The sequence below is a fragment of the Shewanella atlantica genome (assembly GCF_003966265.1).
Classification (GTDB): domain Bacteria; phylum Pseudomonadota; class Gammaproteobacteria; order Enterobacterales; family Shewanellaceae; genus Shewanella; species Shewanella atlantica.
This window is the reverse complement of sequence record NZ_RXNV01000016.1, coordinates 35,385-57,678: the sequence shown is the minus strand read 5'-3', so window position 1 is coordinate 57,678 and position 22,294 is coordinate 35,385. Positions and strand designations below refer to the sequence as shown.

At 45.9% G+C, this 22,294-nt stretch carries 18 protein-coding genes; 9 read left to right on the top strand and 9 right to left on the bottom strand.

The genetic code is table 11. The features are described from left to right. Window positions 1-8: 8 nt before the first annotated feature. Window positions 9-2,078, top strand: a complete 2,070-nt coding sequence (gene glyS / locus EKG39_RS20400; protein WP_126507848.1) for a glycine--tRNA ligase subunit beta — start codon at window positions 9-11, stop codon at window positions 2,076-2,078. Between the two features lie 82 nt (window positions 2,079-2,160). On the opposite strand, the gene EKG39_RS20395 is transcribed toward glyS, so the two are convergent. Next, a complete protein-coding gene (locus EKG39_RS20395) occupies window positions 2,161-3,216 on the bottom strand; it encodes an HDOD domain-containing protein (protein ID WP_126507847.1) in 1,056 nt (351 codons plus the stop codon). 213 nt (window positions 3,217-3,429) lie between these two features. On the opposite strand from EKG39_RS20395, the gene pxpB reads away from it, so the two are divergent. From pxpB to pxpA, 3 genes are all read left to right on the top strand, one after another. After that, window positions 3,430-4,116, top strand: coding sequence for a 5-oxoprolinase subunit PxpB (gene pxpB / locus EKG39_RS20390; protein WP_126507846.1), 687 nt, complete (start codon window positions 3,430-3,432; stop codon window positions 4,114-4,116). A 28-nt stretch (window positions 4,117-4,144) separates the two neighbouring features. Then, entirely contained in the window at window positions 4,145-5,095 is a 951-nt protein-coding gene (locus EKG39_RS20385; RefSeq protein WP_126507845.1) for a 5-oxoprolinase subunit C family protein, read from the top strand. A gap of 118 nt (window positions 5,096-5,213) precedes the next feature. Next, complete coding sequence (gene pxpA, locus EKG39_RS20380) at window positions 5,214-5,957, top strand: 5-oxoprolinase subunit PxpA (protein ID WP_126507844.1); 744 nt, start codon at window positions 5,214-5,216, stop codon at window positions 5,955-5,957. An 18-nt stretch (window positions 5,958-5,975) separates the two neighbouring features. On the opposite strand, the gene EKG39_RS20375 is transcribed toward pxpA, so the two are convergent. The 5 genes from EKG39_RS20375 to dnaA all read right to left on the bottom strand — a co-directional run bounded on the left by EKG39_RS20375 (window position 5,976) and on the right by dnaA (window position 13,125). Continuing rightward, window positions 5,976-6,653 carry a hypothetical protein gene (locus EKG39_RS20375; RefSeq protein ID WP_126507843.1) on the bottom strand — a complete coding sequence of 226 codons (678 nt, stop codon included), beginning with the start codon at window positions 6,651-6,653 and terminating at the stop codon, window positions 5,976-5,978. A 163-nt stretch (window positions 6,654-6,816) separates the two neighbouring features. After that, complete coding sequence (gene gyrB / locus EKG39_RS20370) at window positions 6,817-9,234, bottom strand: DNA topoisomerase (ATP-hydrolyzing) subunit B (protein ID WP_126507842.1); 2,418 nt, start codon at window positions 9,232-9,234, stop codon at window positions 6,817-6,819. A 16-nt stretch (window positions 9,235-9,250) separates the two neighbouring features. After that, window positions 9,251-10,333 carry a DNA replication/repair protein RecF gene (recF, locus tag EKG39_RS20365; protein ID WP_126507841.1) on the bottom strand — a complete coding sequence of 361 codons (1,083 nt, stop codon included), beginning with the start codon at window positions 10,331-10,333 and terminating at the stop codon, window positions 9,251-9,253. A 283-nt stretch (window positions 10,334-10,616) separates the two neighbouring features. Beyond that, window positions 10,617-11,717, bottom strand: a complete 1,101-nt coding sequence (gene dnaN, locus EKG39_RS20360; RefSeq protein WP_126507840.1) for a DNA polymerase III subunit beta — start codon at window positions 11,715-11,717, stop codon at window positions 10,617-10,619. A 19-nt stretch (window positions 11,718-11,736) separates the two neighbouring features. Next, entirely contained in the window at window positions 11,737-13,125 is a 1,389-nt protein-coding gene (dnaA, locus tag EKG39_RS20355; RefSeq protein ID WP_126507839.1) for a chromosomal replication initiator protein DnaA, read from the bottom strand. A 444-nt stretch (window positions 13,126-13,569) separates the two neighbouring features. Here dnaA and rpmH point away from each other — a divergent pair, with 444 nt between their 5' ends. The 5 genes from rpmH to mnmE all read left to right on the top strand — a co-directional run bounded on the left by rpmH (window position 13,570) and on the right by mnmE (window position 17,429). After that, window positions 13,570-13,707 carry a 50S ribosomal protein L34 gene (gene rpmH / locus EKG39_RS20350; protein ID WP_126507838.1) on the top strand — a complete coding sequence of 46 codons (138 nt, stop codon included), beginning with the start codon at window positions 13,570-13,572 and terminating at the stop codon, window positions 13,705-13,707. A gap of 14 nt (window positions 13,708-13,721) precedes the next feature. Beyond that, the gene (gene rnpA, locus EKG39_RS20345; RefSeq protein WP_086022458.1) at window positions 13,722-14,078 is read left to right on the top strand and encodes a ribonuclease P protein component; all 357 of its coding nucleotides are present in this window, start codon (window positions 13,722-13,724) and stop codon (window positions 14,076-14,078) included. After that, entirely contained in the window at window positions 14,045-14,302 is a 258-nt protein-coding gene (yidD, locus tag EKG39_RS20340) for a membrane protein insertion efficiency factor YidD (RefSeq protein ID WP_126507837.1), read from the top strand. The genes rnpA and yidD overlap by 34 nt, the downstream gene beginning before the upstream one ends. Window positions 14,303-14,305: 3 nt before the next feature. After that, window positions 14,306-15,940 (top strand): membrane protein insertase YidC, encoded by a 1,635-nt coding sequence (gene yidC, locus EKG39_RS20335; protein ID WP_126507836.1) that lies wholly within the window; start codon window positions 14,306-14,308, stop codon window positions 15,938-15,940. Between the two features lie 127 nt (window positions 15,941-16,067). Then, window positions 16,068-17,429 carry a tRNA uridine-5-carboxymethylaminomethyl(34) synthesis GTPase MnmE gene (gene mnmE, locus EKG39_RS20330; RefSeq protein ID WP_126507835.1) on the top strand — a complete coding sequence of 454 codons (1,362 nt, stop codon included), beginning with the start codon at window positions 16,068-16,070 and terminating at the stop codon, window positions 17,427-17,429. Between the two features lie 845 nt (window positions 17,430-18,274). Here mnmE and EKG39_RS20325 read toward each other — a convergent pair. The 3 genes from EKG39_RS20325 to EKG39_RS20315 all read right to left on the bottom strand — a co-directional run bounded on the left by EKG39_RS20325 (window position 18,275) and on the right by EKG39_RS20315 (window position 22,287). Beyond that, a complete protein-coding gene (locus tag EKG39_RS20325) occupies window positions 18,275-20,905 on the bottom strand; it encodes a helicase-related protein (protein ID WP_126507834.1) in 2,631 nt (876 codons plus the stop codon). A gap of 3 nt (window positions 20,906-20,908) precedes the next feature. Then, window positions 20,909-21,613, bottom strand: coding sequence for a sulfotransferase (locus EKG39_RS20320; RefSeq protein ID WP_425470193.1), 705 nt, complete (start codon window positions 21,611-21,613; stop codon window positions 20,909-20,911). Window positions 21,614-21,873: 260 nt separating this feature from the next. After that, complete coding sequence (locus tag EKG39_RS20315; RefSeq protein WP_126507833.1) at window positions 21,874-22,287, bottom strand: hypothetical protein; 414 nt, start codon at window positions 22,285-22,287, stop codon at window positions 21,874-21,876. Window positions 22,288-22,294: the final 7 nt, after the last annotated feature.

Below are 22,294 nucleotides of genomic sequence, written 5' to 3'. Positions count from 1 at the left end.
ATTAACTAATGAATTTTGAAAATTTACTGATTGAAGTCGGTACCGAAGAACTGCCTCCAAAGTCACTACGTAAGCTTGCGGAGTCTTTTCTAAGTAACTTTACTGACGAACTAAAGACAGCAGAGCTCAGCTTTGAATCTGCGGTATGGCATGCTGCGCCACGCCGCTTAGCAATCTGCGTCAACCAACTTGCTCTAGCTCAGGCAGACAAGGTAGTTGAAAAGCGTGGTCCCGCTGTAGCACAAGCCTTTGATGCTGACGGTAACCCGACTAAAGCAGCAATGGGCTGGGCTCGTGGTAATGGTATTACTGTTGAGCAAGCTGACCGCCTTAAAACCGATAAAGGCGAATGGTTACTACATCAGGCAAAAGTTGTTGGTGTTGAAACCAAGAGCCTGATTGCCGCTATGGCGCAGCGTTCGTTAGACAAGCTACCTATCCCTAAACCTATGCGTTGGGGCAGTAACAGCACTCAGTTCATTCGTCCTGTACACACAGTGACTATGATGCTTGGTAGCGAAGTGATTGAAGGTGAGTTGTTGGGTATAAAGTCGGCTCGCGTGATCCGTGGCCACCGCTTTATGGGCCAGGCAAGCTTCGAGTTAGATCATGCAGACAACTACCTATCGGCACTAAAAGAGCAAGGTAAAGTTGAAGCTGACTATGAAGTGCGTAAAGCACAGATTAAAGCTGATGCTGAAGCCGCTGCCGCTAAAATTGGTGGTGTAGCCGATCTAGAAGATGATCTACTTGAAGAAGTTACCTCACTGGTTGAATGGCCTGTGGTATTAACGGCAAGTTTCGAAGAGAAATTCCTCGACGTGCCAGCAGAAGCTTTGGTTTACACCATGAAAGGCGATCAGAAATACTTCCCTGTATTCGATAAAGCCGGACAACTACTGCCTAATTTCATCTTCGTGACTAATATTGAGTCTAAAGATCCACAGCAGATTATTGCCGGTAACGAAAGAGTGGTTCGCCCACGTCTTGCCGATGCTGAATTCTTCTTCGAAACCGATAAGAAAGACTCACTTGAGTCACGTCTTAGCAGTTTAGAAACCGTTGTATTCCAGAAGCAACTTGGCACTATTAAAGATCGTGTCGCACGTATCTCAGATATGGCCGGTTTCATTGCTAACAGCATAGATGCTAACGCCGATGAAGCGTCTCGCGCAGGCTTACTGTCTAAATCTGACCTGATGACAAACATGGTTATGGAATTTACCGATCTTCAGGGCACCATGGGTATGCATTACGCACGCCTCAATGGTGAAACAGAAGCGGTAGCCCTTGCCCTGCAAGAGCAATACAAGCCTAAGTTCTCTGGTGACACGGTTCCAACCGCACCGGTCTCTGTCTGTGTTGCTTTAGCTGAAAAGCTGGATACCTTAGTAGGTATCTTCGGTATTGGCCAGGCACCTAAGGGCGCAGCCGATCCATTCGCACTTCGCCGTGCAGCTATCGGTATCCTGCGTATCTGCGTCGAAAATAACCTGCCATTAAACCTTGTTGACCTTATCGCTAAGGCACAAGAGCTACATGGCAGTAACCTGACCAATGATAAGGCTGCCGAGCAGGTACTTGAGTTCTTCATGGGCCGTTTCCGTGCCTGGTATCAAGATCAAGGTGTTAGTGTAGACGTTATCTTGGCTGTTTTGGCTCGTCGCCCTACATCACCAGCTGATTTCGATAGTCGTATCAAGGCTGTATCTCACTTCAGAAGTCTTGAACAAGCATCGGCACTGGCCGCAGCTAACAAGCGTGTATCTAATATTCTGGCTAAAGTTGAGGGTGAACTTCCGGCAACTATCGATGCTGGTCTATTAGTAGAGAATGCAGAGAAAGCCTTGGCTGAAAAGCTAAACGAACTGCAGCCACAACTGGCACCGCTGTTTGCTGCTGCTAACTATCAGGAAGCGTTAGCCCTGCTTGCGGGTCTGCGTGAAAGTGTCGATACCTTCTTCGAAGATGTGATGGTTATGGCCGATGACGAAGCACTGAAAAACAACCGCTTGGCTTTACTATCCAGCCTACGCGAGCAGTTCCTTCATGCTGCCGATATTTCATTGCTACAGTAAGCAATAAGGTTCGAGGTTCGAGGTTCGAGGTTCGAGGTTCGAGTAAAATGAAAAAAGCCTCAGAGAAATCTGAGGCTTTTTTTTAAAACTCTTTCAGCTTTTCATGAAAGATATCAAACTCTTCGCGAGTCAAACCAGCATCGGTAAGTAACCGGTTTAAACACGCTTCATCTAATTTTCCGGCTTGATGTAGCATTGAGCATTCACTGATTAAGTTCGCCTGCCAGACCACTGCAGCATGCCTTTCTGTTGGCTTAGTACTCGTATTAGCCAATGCATTCAAAGATGTCTCAAAACTTGCCGGCAACTGCCAACACTTAACCAAAAGTGCACTTAAACTTAATGATTTTGAGGTCATCACCTGCCTGAACAGCGAGGAACTGGGTAGCTCACCCGGATCGGCTAAGTTAAACCCATCCAACAACATCTTGAAAATAGCTATCTTACCCACATCATGTAACAGACCTAACATAAAGGCGGTATCGGGATCTTCATTTGACAACTCACCCTCTAACTCGGCAGAAAGAAATGCCACTTGCATAGAGTGACGCCATATCTGCAAACCAAAGCGTCGATAATAGATGGGCTTTATCTCTATCATCTCCCGTACCAAAGAAGTGGTAACGAAGCGTCTTAATTGATCCCGACCTAATTGCACGAACGCTTGTTGAAGACTTGTCACCTCTCTTTCTGAACGCTTAAAGGCGGGTGAGTTACATAGCTTAAGAACCTCTACACTTAGTACAGGATCTTGCTGAATGAGTTCGAGCAATACCTTAATATCGACACTTTCATCGCCCAACTTCTTATCAAGCTCAGCCATACGAGTCGGCAACTTAAGCACATTTTCTGCAATCTCCATAGGCGAAGACAAGGCTCGCTCAACATCGCCGATAACATTTTTCTCTAAGTTGTTAGCGACCCCGCCCTGATCTTTTTCTCTTGCAGGAAAAAGCAGACTATAGAAGAGCGCGGAAACATCTACAGCGTCTGCAACAGCAGTTAACGGCTCAATACTCGCTTTAAGCTTGTTGCTTGATACCTGCTGTAATTCAGGATTCTGACTGAAACTTTTAGGCTGAGAAACGACAGCATTATCTCTGATATTAAAGATTTTCTGGAATAATTTTATGACCAATTTTTATGACCGGGTATAAGTGGAATGCAATAGAGGTACAGAAAGATTATAGGACAAAATTCTATTACTACACTAAGACAAAACAGATAGCGGGAATTCTATCCGCAATTATAAACAGTAAAAACAAATTCCGAGTCAAAGTTATACTTACTGCTTGTTTTTACGACAATGAATGCCGAAACTAACTTAAGTGGCCACAATAAGAAGCTAACAATGACAACAGAGCAGAGCCCTAAGGTATTTAGATTAGGGGAGAGTGCAGTGGTTATAGACTGCACCAATTTCTTTCCGGAGGTATCGAGACTGACTATCCAACGCAAAATTTGGTGGTTGGCCGAAAGATGCCGGCAGACAGATGACTTTATCGATATCGTCCCCGGCATGAATAACCTCACCCTCTTTATGAAGAGTACCAATCGAATAAATTATTGGTTAGCGCAATTAGGTGATTTTTGGCTACAGGCGAAACAGATGAACCTCAGTGGCCGAAATGTAGAGATCCCCATAGTCTATGGCGGGGAGTTTGGTCCGGATCTGGAGCAGGTTGCCAGGTATCACCAACTCAGTTGTGAAGAGGTTATACGGCGACATTCAAGCGGGAGCTATACCGTGCTGTTTCTTGGCTTCCAGCCAGGATTCCCCTATCTCGACGGACTGGACTCAAACCTGTTTACTCCCAGATTATCCGTGCCCAGAATCTCCATTCCGGCAGGCTCTGTTGGAATAGGCGGTAATCAGACAGGTATCTATCCGGCATCGGCCCCTGGTGGCTGGCAACTTATTGGTCGCACCAATATGCCCTTGTTCACCCCTCAATCACCCGGTTCTCCAACGCTTGTGACGCCCGGTGATACCGTTCAATTTATTCCGGTAGCAAGTCTTGAATTTGATGCAGAATAATTAACAGAATCAAAGTAATTAAAAGAAAATGACTAAAATAAATAGTATCCAAGTCCTCAAACCTGGTATGCACTCCTCGGTACAGGATCTCGGCTGCACAGGTTATCGGCATCTGGGGGTAACCACAGGAGGAGCACTGGACAGGCACGCCTTAATTCTTGCAAATAGACTGCTTGGCAATAGTGATTCGTCTGCGGGTATTGAGCTGACCTCAGGTTCAGTTGAACTTAAGTTTAACTGCGATATCTGGTTTGTCGTAACCGGAGCTCGTTATCAAATATCAATTGGCCAACGTGACATCTGGTGTAACTGGCGCAATAAAATAAAGGCGGGCGAAACCCTCACCCTGAGAGGTCCTAAGTCAGGTATGCGTGCCTACCTCGCTCTCGAAGGCGGAATTATCGGCGGGGTGGAAAATGGTATGCCTGACACTGATTCCCCCTTAGGTTCCAGGTTTTCAGGTGTCTTAGGCGCAGTGCTTAAGGATGGCGATAGGTTAGCGTTAGGTCAGGCGGGAACAATATCGAAACCAATCGGTGCTGTGCCGCGGGGATATTCAAATGAGATCCGCGCTCTTCCCGGGCCGGAGATGTCTCTGTTTTCGACCGAGTCAAAAAAATCGTTCTGGAATACCTCCTGGCAACTCACCAACGAAAGTAACAGGATGGGAGCCAGACTCTCCGGCACATCATTATCCTTGTTGCAGCAACAAGACATGGAATCCCATGCCGTCATGCCGGGCACGATTCAAGTCCCCCCTTCCGGACAACCTATAGTATTACTGGCCGACTCACAAACCACGGGCGGCTATCCTAAAATTGCGACCGTGATAGAAGCCGACCTCTGGAAGCTGGCCCAGACAAGACCCGGAGAAGAGATTAGATTTATTCACGTAAGCCCGAATCAGGCGGATGATGCAAATTATGAATGGGAACAGTATTTTTACCGTTTACAGAGAGCAATAGAAGCTAATGGCTAAGATTAAGAAGGTCTCGAGTTACGAGCTAAAGATAAACTTAAAACTTTTACGCTCGTAGCTCGTAGCTCGTAGCTCGTAGCTCGTAGCTCGTAGCTCAATAATATCACGGAGGCCCATCATGTTATCGAATCCGAAAGGTTACCCCATAGATCTCAACGCAGACCTTGGTGAAGGTGGCAAGTTTGACCCTCAGCTATTGAGCCTTATCACCTCGGCAAATATCGCTTGTGGAGGTCATGCTGGAGATCCTCATAGCATGAGGAAGGCGGTGACTCATGCCCTTAAAAACAGCGTCAATGTTGGCGCTCACCCCAGCTTTCCCGATCGGAAAAATTTTGGTCGTACAAGAGTAGATATTTCAGAGGCACAGCTATCAGACTCAATCTATCAACAAATAATGGCATTAAGAGCCATCTGTGATGAACTGGGAGCAAAACTGTTTCACGTGAAACCTCACGGAGCCTTTTATAATGAAGTGGCTAAGAATAAGGTTTTAGGGCTTATTTTAATTGATGTCATTAAGCTGATAGACCCGGAGCTTAAGTTAATGATCTTAGCCGGGAGCCCTCTGGTTAAACTGGCCCGGCAACAAGGACTCACAGTTATCGAAGAGGCGTTTGCCGATCGCACGTATCTCAATGACGGTTCACTCGCGCCCCGCAGCAAAGATGGCTCCGTGATACATGACCCTCAACAGGCATTGCAACAGGTACGACAAATTATCAGAAATATGCCGGTGAAAACCTTAGACGGCAAACCGATCATCATAAATGCCACCAGCATCTGTCTGCATGGTGATAATGAACAGGCCCTGGAGTTTGCCAGACAGATTAGCAGTCTGTTACGCAAAGAGGCAGAATAGAAACTGTCACAGAATCAACTAATTCTTGGTATAAGTAAGCACGATATCCCCACTACTCATGCTCGCATAGGAAACATCCAATTCAGGGTGATTGTGCTGAAACTGCTGCAGGTAATCACGAGCAAAAACTACCGAATCATGATTAGCCCTTATCAAACAGGTGGTTTCTTTGCAGTAGTGATAATTTACGTTCAGCTCATTAAACTCACCGCCCCAGTTATTGCTATACGGTTCATCAATCTCGTTAAACTCTGCAACACGTAACTCAATAAATTGGTCCGGATCGTCAAACATCAATTCGTTTAGTGAGGGGGGTGTAGCCACAAAATAGGGCTTACCATCAGTTTCAACATAAAAATAGATGATTCCTTGATCCGTAAAAGCCCCTTTCTCCAGCTCATATTTATCAAGTAACCTCAGATAGTCCTTATGGGAGCTGTCGATATTAAACGTGCGAATATAGGGTCCCTCCTGTTCATCTATCTCACTTGATTCATTCACTGTTTGGAGTTCGATTCTTGGCTCAACCACGATACCCTCTTGAGCTAACGAATGATTTTTGTCCTCACTGAATGAGGTAACTTGAAAAGTCTGCAGTACGTTAGCTTGATATGCACCACTATTAAAGTTAAGAAAATAGATAACCACAACCAGCAAAGTTGTAATAACCAGAGTAAGTAGATAATGCGGTTTCATCTTCGATATCCCTTTCGTAGACAAATAGTTCCCGACGAAGCTAAGTGCAAACTCCTTTCAAGTAAAGCTGTATATCGGCAATAAAAAAGCCCCGGATTTCTCCAGGGCTTCTGTTTTTAGCTTTAACCTCGTAACCCGAGACTAGAAACTCGTAACTGCTCTTCTAGACATCCAGGTTAGCTACGTTAAGCGCATTCGATTCGATAAAGTCACGACGTGGCTCAACCTGATCACCCATCAAACAGGTAAACAGCTGATCGGCAGCAATCGCATCTTCAATCGTAACCACCAGCATACGACGAGATTCAGGATCCATGGTGGTTTCCCATAATTGCTCAGGGTTCATCTCACCCAGTCCTTTGTATCGTTGGATATAAAGGCCACGTTTAGAGTCACCCATTAACCAATCGAGTGCTTCAACGAAGCTGGAAACCTCTTTCAGACGCTCACCACGCTTAACATAACCCCCCTCCTCAATTAAGCCATCAAGGGCAGAAGCAAGCTTTGTCATACGCTCATAATCGCTAGACTGCAGGAAGTCATATGAGAACAGGTAGTGAGTATCGATACCGTGCTTACGGATAGTGATCTTAGGAAGATACACTTGACGCTCTGGATCTAAGAAGGCTTCTCCGCTAAAGATAAACCCACCGGATTCTTTCTCTGCAAGATCGGCAACATAAGCATCACACCACTGCTGAACCTTAGCTTCATCGGCTAATACATCGTTACTCAAAGCAGGGTGATACAACATGCGCTCAGTTAACATCAATGGATAACGCTGATCTAAGCGGTCAAAGATAGCTTCAACTTCACGATACTGGTAAACCAACTTCTCTAGTGGTGCACCCGACATGGCCGGCGCATTAGCTGACGCATGGATTTCACCACCGTCTAACGCTAAGTTAGTCAAAAATTCAGTCAGCGCCGGGTCATCTTTTAGGTACTGCTCTTGCTTACCTTTTTTAACCTTATAAAGCGGTGGCTGGGCAATATAAACATAACCACGTTCGATAAGCTCTGGCATTTGACGGAAGAAGAAGGTCAATAGCAAGGTACGGATGTGCGAGCCATCGACGTCGGCATCGGTCATGATAACGATGTTATGGTAACGAGTCTTATCAGGATCGTATTCATCACGGCCAATACCACAACCTAACGCAGTGATGAGGGTCGCGACCTCCTGTGACGATAGCATCTTATCGAAACGAGCTTTCTCAACGTTTAGAATTTTACCTTTAAGTGGCAGAATCGCTTGGTTCTTACGGTTACGCCCCTGCTTGGCGCTACCGCCAGCAGAGTCCCCTTCCACTATGTATATTTCAGAATGAGCAGGGTCTTTCTCTTGGCAATCGGCCAGTTTCCCCGGCAGGCCACCCAAATCGAGTGCGCCTTTACGACGAGTCATCTCACGGGCTTTACGCGCCGCTTCACGAGCACGAGCCGCATCGATAATCTTGCCAACGATAAGCTTAGCTTCATTTGGATGCTCCATCAGGTAATCACCTAACTGCTCACCCATGGTCTGCTCAACCGCAGACTTAACTTCGCTCGATACCAGCTTATCTTTGGTCTGAGAGCTGAACTTAGGATCAGGAACTTTAACAGAGATAACAGCGGTCAGACCTTCACGGGCATCATCACCGGTTGCGCCTGTCTTGCCCTTCTTGTTATAACCTTCACGCTCCATATAGGTGTTAAGGTTACGCGTCAAAGCACCACGGAAGCCGGCTAAGTGAGTACCACCATCACGCTGAGGAATGTTATTGGTAAAACAGAAAATATTTTCCTGGAAACCATCATTCCACTGCATAGCGACTTCAACGGTTATGCCATCTTCGCGCTCTTGGATAAAGTGGAAAACCTCTTTATTCACCGGCGTCTTATTCACATTCAAATAATCGACAAATGCGCTGATACCGCCGTCATACTTGAAAAACTCATCACGATTATCGCGCTCATCAACAAGACGAACACCCACACCTGAGTTCAGGAATGACAGTTCACGAACACGCTTTGCCAGGATATCGAAGTGGAACAAGGTATCAGAGAAGGTCTCTGAACTTGGCCAGAAGCGGATCTCTGTACCTGTATTAGTGGCATCACCAATGGCTTTAATCGGCTCATTTGGCACACCATGTGTGTAAAATTGCTCATAAAGCTTGCCGTCACGACGGATTGTCATTTGTAGCTTGTGAGATAGTGCGTTTACAACAGAAACACCTACACCGTGAAGGCCACCAGACACTTTATAGGAGTTATCATCGAACTTACCGCCGGCGTGCAGTACAGTCATAATAACTTCGGCTGCAGATACACCCTCTTCAGGGTGAATGGAAACCGGGATACCACGGCCATCATCTTTAACCGATACAGAACCGTCTGCATGGATAGTGATAGTAACGTCGCTACAATAGCCGGCAAGTGCTTCATCGATAGAGTTATCGACCACTTCGAATACCATGTGATGTAGACCTGTGCCATCATCGGTATCACCGATGTACATTCCTGGTCTCTTACGTACCGCATCAAGGCCTTTTAGAACCTTAATACTCGAAGAATCATAACTATTCTCTGACATATTATTCTCTCGTCGGTTATTCAATTACCGTTACACGCCCTTGTTCCACATGGAACAGTTTACTGGGCGGCGTGTTTAACGAATCTAGTATCGCTGCAGGCTCGATGGCGGTGACAAATACCTGTGCACCTGTGTCGATTAACTGCTGCAGCAGCAACTGTCTGTGCTTTGCATCCAACTCTGCTGGAAGATCATCCACCAGATAAATACTATTCTTATCTATTTGTTGTTTTAGCAACTTTCCCTGTGCGATACGCAGTGCACAGACTAACAATTTCAGTTGGCCCCGGGATAACGCGTCTTGTACCGGTAAGGTACCGACACGTAACCTCAGATCGGCTTTATGAGGCCCACTACCGGTATTTCCGCTAGCGAGATCTCTGGGATATTGCATCTCGAGTAACTGCGCGTAATCAGTTTTACTATCCCAACCTCGGGTAAAGGAAATTTTAACATCGACCTGAGGTAAAAACTCCCCAATTATACCCTTAAGTTGCTCATTTAACGAGTTTACATATCGAGTTCTGATATCGGTAACGACTTCAGAATATCGAACCAATTCTTTATCCCAAAATTGAATTTGAGAGTAACTGGTTTCATTCTTAAGCAGCTGATTTCTTTGCTTTAAAATTCGTTTAACATTGACCCAAGCCGAATGAAAATTTTTATCGCAATGAAATGCTCCCCAATCGATAAATTGACGTCTCGATTTTGGCCCCTCAAATAACAGCGCAAAACTCTCTGGAGTGATCACCTGAATAGGCAAAGATTCGGCCAAAGTTGATAGGCGTTTAACTTTATCACCATCAATTTTGACCTCAGTTTCACCACTGCGAAACCGCCTCAACCCAATTTTGCTCTCTTTATCGAGTACATTTAAGTTGGCAAACAGCGTCAACTTATCATCTGAATGTTGTATCACCCGCTGTGAAAGGTGGCTGCGAAATGAGCGCCCCATACCAAGAAAATAGATCGCCTCTAAGATACTGGTTTTGCCGCTGCCATTATGGCCATAAATCAGATTAATTCCTTCACCGGGAAGCAGTTGAGCCGAAGTGATATTCCGAAATGTTTCAATATGAAGACGCGTCAGACTCATTAATGGCTCAGTTATCACTTATCCGGCAAGCCAGCTAAAAAATACCTACCCCAAACCTGAGAGATAGAGGGTAACCAGCCGGGCGAAAAAATTAAAATAGCCAAGAAGATTAGCATATCCACAGGCCACATCAAAGCGGGGATTGAGCACTGACGACGACTAAAAATTCAAGTGGATTGCGCTCGTAAGATGAAGAATACTCAGGCCAACAAACAAAAACAAAAAAGACTGTAAAAACAGCCTCTTATTTGTAAATCTTGGGTTTGTAGTATCTAAGTGAAAACTAGAGCCTCATCGGCATAACCACATACATAGAGTTTTCTTCTATATGGTTCTCAATCAAGGCACTCGAATTACCATCGATAAGCGTGATACGAACATCATCTGAAGGTAGGTTATTGAGGACGTCGAGCAGATAGCTGACGTTAAATCCTATCTCCAGCGGGGTATTTTCGTATTCAATATCTAAGATCTCTTCCGCCTCTTCCTGCTCCGGATTATTGGCGGTGATCTTTATCAAATTGTTTTCAAGTTGAACCCGTACGCCACGGAATTTTTCATTTGAAAGGATCGAAGCACGCAACAGCGCCTGTTTCAGGTGGTTACGGCTCGCAATAACGATTTTATCGCCACCTTTAGGCAACACACGACGATAATCAGGGAAGCGACCATCGACCAGCTTACTGGTGAATACAGCACTAGCTGTCGTGGCACGAATAGCATTATCGCCGATAGCGATAGTGATATCTAAGTCTTCGCCTTCGAACAAGCGTTGCAACTCGACCACACCTTTACGCGGCACGATCACCTGCTTCTCAGGCAACGAATCTTCGACCATACGATGACTCAAGGCTAAACGATGACCGTCGGTAGCAATAGCACGCAGCACATTCCCTTCAGTCTCTAACAACAAACCATTAAGGTAATAGCGTACATCCTGATTAGCCATCGAGAACTGAGTCGCATCGATGAGTGATTTGAGTGTACCCTGCTTTATCGTAAATTCGATATCGGCCTGGAAGGCCTCAACATTCGGATATTCTTCGGCAGGAAGTGTTGCCAGAGTAAAGCGACTACGACCAGAGCGGAGTAACAGGCGGTTTTCCTGTTGCTCGATTTTAAGCTCTACCTGATCGGGTAATGATTTTACAATATCGAGAAACTTTTTCGCCGGTATCGTGGTACGTCCTTCCAGAACGTCACCCTCTAACTGAACTTGGCCCACCAATTCGACTTCTAAATCGGTACCGGTCATCTTAAGTGAGTGACCACTCACTTCAACTAAGAGGTTTGCCAGTATTGGCAAGTTATGTCGTCTCTCCACCGCTCCAGTCACAAGTTGCAACGGCTTTAATAGGGCATCCCTATCAATTGAAAATTTCATCAGTTTCAATTTCCCAGATTTATGAAGATAGCGTACGGATCAAGTTAGCATAATCTTCTTTCGTGTCATGACTTTCTTCTCTCAACTGCGCAATTTTACGACATGCATGCAGAACAGTTGTATGGTCTCGACCACCAAAGGCATCCCCGATTTCGGGCAAACTATGGTTAGTTAACTCTTTAGAAAGTGCCATAGCCACCTGACGTGGTCTGGCAACACTACGCGAACGACGCTTAGAAAGCATGTCAGCCATCTTGATCTTGTAATATTCAGCGACCGTTTTCTGAATATTATCTATAGTGACCAATTTTTCCTGTAGTGCCAAGAGATCTCTTAAGGCTTCGCGCACAAAGTCGATAGTGATCGGACGGCCGGTGAAATTAGCGTTCGCGATAACACGATTTAATGCACCTTCAAGCTCTCGAACGTTAGAACGTAAACGCTTAGCAATAAAGAAGGCCACCTCATCGGGTAGATTAATGCCACTCTCCTGAGCCTTACGCATCAAGATCGCAACACGGGTCTCTAACTCCGGTGGTTCAATCGCAACAGTTAATCCCCATCCGAAACGAGATTTGAGTCTGTCTTCTACACCGTCGATCTCTTTAGGATAACGATCCGACGTCAGAATGATCTGATGATTACCTTCTAATAGTGCATTAAAGGTATGGAAGAACTCTTCCTGGGATCTGTCTTTGTTAGCAAAGAATTGAATATCATCGATAAACAAAGCATCGACACTACGATAATAACGTTTGAACTCTTCGATGGCATTGTTTTGCAATGCCTTAACCATATCCTGCACAAATCGTTCAGAGTGCATGTACACGACTTTGGCATTAGGGTTGTTCTTGATGATGCCGTTTCCGACCGCATGCAACAGGTGAGTCTTACCCAGACCGGTGCCACCATATAAAAACAGTGGATTATAGGCACCACCCGGATTTTCAGACACCTGCATCGCAGCCGCCTTACCCAGTTGGTTAGACTTACCCTCTACGAAGTTTTCAAACTGATAGGTCAGATTGATATTGCTTCTGTGATTTGCGGCAACCGCAGGCTCAGGTGAATTAACATTAAATGAAGTCTTAGCCGGCTTGGTATTTCGTTCGAACTTTGGCCTTTCTACAGCGGCAGTAGCCTGCACAGGCGGTGGCGATGATGGACGACTCCCGATATCGAAGCGTAATTTAGGTGCATCACTTCCCATCTGTTCAGTAAAAAACTGATTAATGATGTTGATGTACTTATCTCTTACCCAATCGAGAACGAAACGGTTCGGAGCATAGAGAACTAATGTATCTCCATCCATTTGAGCTTGTAACGGTCTAATCCACATACTAAATTGCTGAGCAGAGAGCTCATCTTGTAGTCGTCCGATACATTGCTGCCAAAGTGAAACCGCCACGTACTTATCCCCAAAAGATCACACAAAGAGAGCTATTCTATAGTGAGATCACGATGATCGCTATCCTTATAATAGTTTTATCCCCAGATAGATCATCTTTCATAGCTTATATCGATCCAAAAGGATCGACTGCGATCCGATTATTTTCAAAAAGCAGCAAATCCAGCTTTATTAAGCGATCCGGATCGATCTATAATTAAACGGTTCAGATCAGGTTTAAGATCACTGGATCCACAAGATGTAGTGGTCATACACAGAGTTATCCACATATTATGGTGCCTTTGGATAACCTGAGATAGAATTAATTGGCCAGAATTTTAACACTTGGTGCGTTTGCTTGTTGACGGGCAAAGCTAAAGTGATTACAATTCGGCCTCTTTTTTGCCCTTGCCTCAATTTTCTGATGGTAAGGTTTGTTAACTAACACAAAGACGGATTGCCACAATGAGTAAACGTACTTTTCAACCAAGCACCCTAAAGCGTAAGCGTTCTCACGGATTCCGCGCTCGTATGGCTACAGTTGGAGGCCGCAAGGTCCTAGCTCGTCGTCGTGCCAAGGGTCGCGCTCGTCTTTCTGCTTAATCGTAGAAATGCAAGTGACTAGCTACACCTTTACGCGGGAGTTACGTTTGTTAACTCCCGCGCAATTCAAATCTGTATTCACAAAACCCATCAAAGCTTCTTCGGCTGAAATAACCTTACTTGCTATTCCTAACTCTGAACAACATCCTCGTTTAGGATTGACTGTTGCTAAGCGTTTTGTAAAGAAAGCCCATCAGCGAAACAGAATTAAACGTATCATCAGAGATAACTTTCGTTTGCATCAGCACGAACTGCCTCCTATCGATATAGTCGTACTCGTCAGAAATGGCGTGGTAGAGATGGAAAATACAGATCTCCATAAATTGGTAGAAAAGCTATGGCGAAAACTCAATCGCCGTTACAATGGCTAGCGACCACGTTAATTCGTGGCTACCAAGTCTTCATCAGCCCCTTTTTAGGGGCTAATAAGTGCCGCTTTCATCCAACTTGTTCCACATACGCAATTGAAGCAATTCGTTTGCACGGATTTGCAAAAGGCAGTTGGCTTGCAGCAAGACGCATATTAAAATGTCACCCTTTACATCCGGGCGGAATCGACCCCGTCCCCCAAAAAAAACACAGGTGTAATAAATAGGCTATGGAATCTCAACGTAATATACTGCTTATCGGTCTGCTTTTTGTCAGCTTTTTGCTATGGCAACAGTGGCAGGTTGATCAAGCCCCACAACCGGTAGTGACTGAATCTTCATCAGTTATTCCGTCTTCGTCTACTGCAGATTCTCACAGCTCTGACGTTCCGGATGCCGACTCAGCACTTCCTGCTGCAGTTGTTGCTTCTAAAGAACTCATCACAGTGAACACCGATCAGTTAATCATTAAGATTAACCCTATCGGTGGTGATATCGTTTATTCTGCACTCGTTGAACACAAACTTGAGCTGGATAAAGACGAGCCTTTTGTTCTTTTAGAGCAAACGAAAGATATAAACTACATTGCTCAAAGTGGTCTTATCGGTCGTAACGGTATCGACAGCAGCTCTAAGGGCCGTGCACACTTCGACAGTGCTTCACGTCAATACACCTTAGCCTCTGGCCAGGATACCTTAGAAGTTCCGCTTACTTTCGTTGCCGATAATGGTGTGGCTTACACTAAGATGTTTGTCTTCCATCGTGGTCAATTTAAAGTGGATGTCGACTATGTCATCGACAACACGACTGACCAACAGCTGCAAGTGCAGATGTACGGTCAGATTAAGCACAGCATCAAGCAGAGCGAAAGCAGCATGATGATGCCAACTTACCGTGGTGCCGCTTTCTCTACTGCCAATACCCGCTACGAGAAGTACAGCTTCGATGATATGGCTGATAAGAATCTGGATGAGAAAACATTAGGTGGTTGGGCTGCAATGCTTCAACACTACTTTGTTTCTGCCTGGGTGCCACCAGCCAACGATCAAAACATCATCTTCTCCAGCATAAGTGCAGGTGGACAAGCCAATATCGGTTTCCGTGGTGCAATCTATGATGTCGCGCCGGGTGCAACTCAAACGATCAACTCTGAGTTTTATGTTGGTCCTAAGAATCAAGAAGCCCTGTCGGCCATCTCTGAATCACTTAACCTGGTTGTCGATTATGGTTTCCTTTGGTGGTTAGCCGTACCTATCTACAAGTTACTTATGTTCTTCCAATCATTAGTAACTAACTGGGGTATCGCAATTATTCTTATCACGCTAACCGTGCGTGGTATGTTGTACCCGCTAACGAAAGCTCAGTACACCTCAATGGCTAAGATGCGTAATCTGCAACCTAAGCTTGCTGAGATGAAAGAGCGCTTCGGTGATGACCGTCAGAAGATGGGTCAGGCTATGATGGAGCTGTACAAGAAAGAGAAGGTAAACCCAATGGGTGGTTGTCTTCCTATCTTGCTACAGATGCCTATCTTCATCGCCCTATACTGGGTACTGCTGGAGAGTGTTGAGCTACGTCATGCACCATTCATGCTTTGGATCACCGACCTTTCGGTACAAGATCCTTACTATGTAATGCCAATCCTGATGGGTATCTCGATGTTCGTTATGCAGAAGATGCAGCCAATGGCACCGACGATGGATCCAATGCAACAGAAGATGATGCAGTGGATGCCGGTAGTATTTACCGTGTTCTTCCTATGGTTCCCTGCAGGTCTGGTACTTTACTGGTTAGTCGGTAACTTAGTTGCTATCACGCAGCAGAAGATCATCTATGCCGGTCTGGAGAAAAAAGGGTTAAAATAATCCTTAGTATCCAATAAAAGAAAGCGGTTGATACTCAGTATTAACCGCTTTTTGCTTTATATGAGAGACCGATTTTATAATTTAACTCTCCATTTTTAATTTCCATATCAAACTAGGAAACACAGTAATGACAACAGATACTATCGTGGCACAAGCAACCGCTCCAGGGCGTGGTGGTGTAGGTATCATTCGTATCTCAGGCGAACAGGCCAGCGAAGTAGCGATGGCCGTCCTTGGACACATTCCAAAGACCCGTTATGCCGATTACTGTGACTTTAAAGATGGTGAAGGCGAAGTCATCGATCAGGGAATTGCCCTCTACTTCCAGGGACCCAACTCCTTTACCGGAGAAGACGTACTCGAGCTTCAGGGTCATGGTGGCCAGATAGTCCTCGATATGTTGATAAAACGCGTGATGGAAGTTGAAGGGATACGTATCGCCAAACCCGGTGAATTCAGTGAACAGGCTTTCATGAACGACAAGCTTGACCTGACTCAGGCCGAAGCCATTGCCGATCTGATCGATGCCACCAGCGAACAAGCCGCTAAAAGCGCCCTGAACTCGCTGCAAGGTGAATTCTCGACTCAGGTACATGAACTTGTCGATCAGGTCACTAACTTGCGTCTATACGTCGAGGCGGCTATCGATTTCCCCGACGAAGAGGTGGACTTCCTCTCCGATGGAAAAATTGCAGGCTCACTTTATCGCATCATCACTAAGCTGGACTCAGTTCAGGCCAGTGCTAAGCAAGGTGCCATTATCCGTGAAGGGATGAAAGTGGTGATTGCCGGGCGCCCTAACGCCGGTAAATCCAGCCTGTTGAACGCACTGGCAGGTAAAGAGTCGGCGATTGTCACCGAGATAGCAGGCACCACCCGAGACGTACTACGTGAACATATCCATCTCGATGGTATGCCATTGCACATTATCGATACCGCGGGACTCAGAGACACGGCAGACACAGTCGAACAGATAGGCATTGAGCGCGCATGGGCCGAAATAGAAACCGCCGATCAGGTTTTATTTATGGTCGATGGCACCACCACAGATGCAGTCGACCCCCATGAAATCTGGCCCGACTTTATCGACCGTCTACCTAAGAAATTAGGCGTCACCGTTGTTCGTAACAAGGCCGATATCACGGGTGAAGCACTCACTGTCACCCAAGACCATGGCCACAATGTATTTAGAATATCGGCCAAAACAGGTTTAGGCGTCGAGGAGTTACAGCAGCACCTGAAATCCCTGATGGGCTACCAGAGTAACCTTGAAGGTGGCTTTATCGCACGACGTCGCCATTTAGAGGCCTTAGAGTTAGCCACCAGCCACCTGATGATAGGTAAAGAACAGTTGGAAGTGTATCAAGCCGGTGAACTGCTGGCCGAAGAGCTGCGTATGACGCAGATGGCGCTCTCCGAAATAACCGGAAAGTTCACCTCAGATGATCTTCTTGGAAAGATCTTCAGTAGTTTCTGTATTGGGAAATAGTTAATGAGGCCATCTGCTTTTCAGATGCCCTCATGCAATGCCCCCGGAAATAACCGGAAAGTTCACCTCAGATGATCTTCTTGGAAAGATCTTCAGTAGTTTCTGTATTGGGAAATAGTCTTTAGAAGATTCTAGGTTCTAGAAGCGAGGGCAAAGGCGACGCTTCGCTATTCGACGGGCTTCGCCCTGTTCAAACTGAGACGACGCTGCGCTATTAAAGATCCTGGCTTTTAGGATCTTTAACCTCCTCCAGTCGTTCCAGCACTGTAATGTTCGAGATCCCGCTTTTACAGTGCTGAATCTGTCCACTTAGCTAAAGCTGGATCCTGAAATATATTCAGGATGACGAAAGCGTAACGATTCTCTCTGAACGATCATATTTTTACGCTGGCAAGTATTAATGAAACATAGCTCTTGAGATAGCTTTTGAGATAGGGCTTGAGATGAGTCTTTTAGGCGGTAAAGGCAGATCAAATTTTTAAGATCATAAAAAGATCCCTGTGGCACCGCTAACGCACAAAATACAATGATCCGGATCAAAATAATCAACAGGTATATCAACAAGCAAATGATAGCCAGATAAAGATCTGGCTCACTGTTTAGATCTTTTTGTAATAGTTTGTTTTAAAAGTATTTATTGTGGGTAATGCATTTGAAAAAACAATGCCAATAATAAATATAATTTCAGCCTGCAGAAAAGTTATACGCAAAAAAATTGATAAAAATAGTTATTCGTACTGTAAAAGATCGCAGCACTCTCAATGGCACCGTTTTTTATACTGAATTAGTCAGCTGTAACAGTACAAAAACCATCCAGCCTAGCCGGTGCGGTAACCCCTAACCATTTATTTCACGTCCACTACACGGCTGGCCTTACGGTACTGGATCTTCCAACCTACCCAACGTGGTAACTCCCACCGCTTGGGCCCCGTCTTCCTCAAACCACTGGCATATACCAAAGTGACCAACTTTCGCTTAGGTAGATACTCCACCGAAACTTTCAATTCCGCCAAATAGAGCTGGCTAGGATACATAGCATCAAATGCGTCACGCTCCCACTCGGGGATCCCCTCAAAGAGAAGATCTTCGGCCTCAATAAGCTCAAGATCGTCAAAGCTTTCGACTCCAAGCTCGGATAACTTATTCGAAAGATAGCTTTCGAATACCAAAGGCTCTGTACCTAATGCCTTCAACTCCGGTGTGGGCGCTTGCTCTTTGTTTTTACCTAAGGCTAACCAGATATTCCATGCTGCTATATCGTTATTCAATCTGGCCGCAACCCCTTTAAACTGACGACCTAGACCGATACTACGCACTATCGCCTCCAGAGCCTGTTCGCCTTCGACAGTCTTTAAACGAGAACCTATCACCCGACCGGCATAAACCGTTTCGACCACAACCTTATGAGATGCTCCCTTCTCTCTGTTTTCGGCCAAACGCTCCTCACCTAAGTCGGTATTCAGTAACTCCTTCAGCGAAACCGGTGCCATGCAACTAGCCAGGTTTAGTGTCTGTTTACTTCCTTTACCCGCAATCGAATGTTGATCAAATACCACTGCAGCCAGCGCACTCTCTTTGCCGTTGAAATCTTTAAGTTCAGTACAGAAACGGCTATCGCGGCCAATTTGAACTTCACTGTAACCATTGCCTAAGGCCGTAATTCGTTTCTCACGGCGTACAAATGCCAACTCGGGTAATGCCTTGATCACTGACAACAACCAGCGCTGACGAAGCTCAGACTGCTTAATCCCAACAGGTTCTGCATGATTGAGCCCAGCTAATTGCAGAGCAGAGCGAATTTGATTCGACAGGAAGCGCGCTTCCTTACGTGCATTGAGATCAACAAGCGCATTTTCACTCATGAACCCGGGCAGAGGTTCACGAACTAACTTGATCAAAGTAAAAGCATCACAACCCAGAGGCTCCCACTCACTAAGGTCTTTTAAATCCTGCTCCGATGCAGGCAATTTAAATAGCCGATGGGGCACGCTCAATGCCGCCGCCAGATCCACCATTAAGCCACGGCATTCATCATCGGGCATGGCACTGATTAAATGTGCAAATTGAGTATCGATAGGTAGCGGCGATAGCTTATTTCCATGCTTAGTGATCAACCCCTGCTCATCTATGGCGCCCATAGACAATAGTTTTTGTTCGGCAATGGCTAACGCCTTATCCGGGATGGTATCGACAAACTTAAGCTCAGATAAGCGATAACCACAGCCGGCGGCCGCAAGCATAGGCTCCACCAACTCTTCACGTTGCAGTTCCGGCGGCGTTATAGCCTCCAGAGGGGCACCCTTGCCCCACAAACGGATACAGATCCCATCCTGAGTTCGACCCGCACGGCCTTTTCTCTGCTCGCTGCTGGCTTTCGAAATTCGAACCAAGGACAACACGGTACGTCCGTTACGCTGGTGGGTACGTCGCTCGAGTCCTGAATCGACCACGGCGGTGACCCCGGGAATAGTCAGAGATGTTTCGGCAACATTGGTGGCAAAGATAACTCGCTGGCGGGATGACTCAATCAATACCTTCTTCTGCTCCATAGGGGATATTCCCCCATGCAAAGCTAAAAGCTCCAACTCACTCCCATTACACTTGTCATCGCGTTGAAGCGGTTGGCAAGCCTGTAAGCATGCTTGTATCTCACGTTTACCCGGCAGAAACACCAGAATATCGCCGCCTGTTTCTGTTAATAACTGACTCACCGCGGTTTTGACAGCCTGCTCGACTCCACGAATATCCGGCAGATGATGACTCTCTTTAGCCTGATATCTAAGTTCCACGTGGAACCTTCGCCCTTGTGCATATAAACGTTTAGCGCTTAAGTCGCTTTCACAGCCTTGAGCGGTGTTTTGAAAACAGCCCTGAGCGGTATTTGTAGAGGAGCCCTCAGCGGTATTTGTAGTACAGCCTTGAGCGGTGTTTGTAGAAAGGTACGAAGTTAGTCGCTCCCCATCTATGGTGGCGGAGGTCAGTACCAACCTTAAACCGGATGAACTCAAAGCCTTTTGTTTCAGCATAGCCAACAAGAGATCGGTATCCCAGCGGCGTTCGTGGAACTCATCGATAATCACAGTATCGAAACTGGCTAAGCCATCTTCTTGCAACCAACGCAGTGCAATACCTGGTGTAACGAAAGCTATTTGAGTCTCTGCCGTCACAGTAGAATCGAAACGTATGGCATGGCCTACTTTCGAATGGTTAGAGCCCTCAGCGTCTTTAAACAGAGAACCTACAAATGAAGAGAGCGCCAAACAAGCGACTCTGCGTGGTTCCACCACCAATACCCGCTTAGCTCTCCCGTTATCGGGCTCCTTCTCTGCACACCAAAGCGGTAAACGGGTAGACTTACCCGATCCGGTATCTGACTCGACCACCAGATGGTTATCTTTAATCGCCGACTTGAAATCATCGTAGAGACTATCTATGGGTAAAGAGCCAGCTGGTAATGAATCGGTAGCTAATGTCATCTGTTATGTCGTCACTTTTGGGCTAGGTTTCGCTAATTTATAATCGAAGTATTTGCGGTTCTCGGGGCCCGCAGCATTGGCGCTGATCTTATTGGGATGTTTATACTCATCCCAGCTGGCAACGTTTCGGCCCCTATTCAGGTGCGGAAAGTTTAAATGTGGAAAGTTAAGATGTGGAAAACTCTGGTTTGATAGACTCTGATGTGGAGAGTTCTTATGAGAACTGCTCCGTGCTGAAGTATCAGAATCGCTGGAGCCTGCATCTAACTCTAAAAAGTTCAACAATCTAGACAAGCTGCCGGATTCACCAATATCGATACTGAGCAGCTCCTCTCTCCCCTCAAAGTAATCAAAAACTTGCTGCTTGTGGGCCTGGTAACTCTGAATAAGATGCTCACTATCCATGGGGTTTTCTACCCGGTTCACTCCAAAGCTATGGTTAAAGCTGCGCTTCAGGATAGTGTTAAACCGCCCCGTCTTATCATCCAGATGCACCAACATGCGACTCAGCAACATCTGCATCGATGGTACCCAAGTCTCCATGGAGCGATCCAGATAGACAAACTTAGACCCGGGAAACAGCTTATCCAGCTGACTGTAATCACTGAAACAGGGGGCATCGGATATAACATCTGCTAACTCAAATGCCTGCTTAGTAAAGGCCTGATGCGCCACCTTATATCCCCGTTCAAGCAAGGCTACACTCACACTCGTAGTCCCGGTACGAGGCAAGCCAATTATGAATATCTTAGTCACTACATCTCCGTTAGATACGGAGCTGACTTTGGCATTAACCATAGATTTTGTTGGCGAGCTTGATGTCATCGGTCTGCTTTCTTAGGGATAGTGGGGTCAGGGATTAATATGGCGCCAGTATAAGTGAATAGCGCATGCAGGTTAACAAAATTAGCCTCTCATTGACGCTCTACCAGTAAAGGCGTGTTTGACAGCCTGGTGGTCTACAGGGTTTAGCGAGGATAGAAAGGTTCAATATGTAAACCAGACAGATATTGAGTCAGCGCTTCACCCTCTTCGGTTTCGAACAGGGTAAAACTATGCTCATCATGGTAGATCTCCGGTTCATGCAATGAGCCCAGATTCGTGGCGGTCACGATAGAGTAGCGACTCGTAGTCGTGTTCTCTCGCTCCTCTTTATTTGGATAATCGACCCAGAGCACCAGATATTCCACCAAACTGTTTTGCTTTTTCTCAGAACCTGTATGCTCTAAACCAAAGCCAGCATGACCTAAGCCCGAATTTAACTTGAACATAAAACTAGGACAGGCCTCATCCTTCCAACTCTTATCCTCCAGATGCGGGAAGTTACCAAGTTCAAACCCCAGCTCAAAACCTTCACCAAACTCTTGTTTATATTGAAGCATAGAGAAA

Bases quoted from the DNA above. Each gene is read 5' to 3' on its own strand.
- EKG39_RS20385 (WP_126507845.1), top strand. From the start codon at position 4,145: ATGACTAAAATAAATAGTATCCAAGTCCTCAAACCTGGTATGCACTCC.
- EKG39_RS20375 (WP_126507843.1), bottom strand. From the start codon at position 6,653: ATGAAACCGCATTATCTACTTACTCTGGTTATTACAACTTTGCTGGTT.
- yidC (WP_126507836.1), top strand. From the start codon at position 14,306: ATGGAATCTCAACGTAATATACTGCTTATCGGTCTGCTTTTTGTCAGC.
- dnaN (WP_126507840.1), bottom strand. From the start codon at position 11,717: ATGAAATTTTCAATTGATAGGGATGCCCTATTAAAGCCGTTGCAACTT.
- EKG39_RS20325 (WP_126507834.1), bottom strand. From the start codon at position 20,905: ATGACATTAGCTACCGATTCATTACCAGCTGGCTCTTTACCCATAGAT.
- gyrB (WP_126507842.1), bottom strand. From the start codon at position 9,234: ATGTCAGAGAATAGTTATGATTCTTCGAGTATTAAGGTTCTAAAAGGC.
- yidD (WP_126507837.1), top strand. From the start codon at position 14,045: ATGGCGAAAACTCAATCGCCGTTACAATGGCTAGCGACCACGTTAATT.
- recF (WP_126507841.1), bottom strand. From the start codon at position 10,333: ATGAGTCTGACGCGTCTTCATATTGAAACATTTCGGAATATCACTTCG.
- mnmE (WP_126507835.1), top strand. From the start codon at position 16,068: ATGACAACAGATACTATCGTGGCACAAGCAACCGCTCCAGGGCGTGGT.
- pxpB (WP_126507846.1), top strand. From the start codon at position 3,430: ATGACAACAGAGCAGAGCCCTAAGGTATTTAGATTAGGGGAGAGTGCA.
- EKG39_RS20315 (WP_126507833.1), bottom strand. From the start codon at position 22,287: ATGCTTCAATATAAACAAGAGTTTGGTGAAGGTTTTGAGCTGGGGTTT.
- pxpA (WP_126507844.1), top strand. From the start codon at position 5,214: ATGTTATCGAATCCGAAAGGTTACCCCATAGATCTCAACGCAGACCTT.
- glyS (WP_126507848.1), top strand. From the start codon at position 9: ATGAATTTTGAAAATTTACTGATTGAAGTCGGTACCGAAGAACTGCCT.
- rpmH (WP_126507838.1), top strand. From the start codon at position 13,570: ATGAGTAAACGTACTTTTCAACCAAGCACCCTAAAGCGTAAGCGTTCT.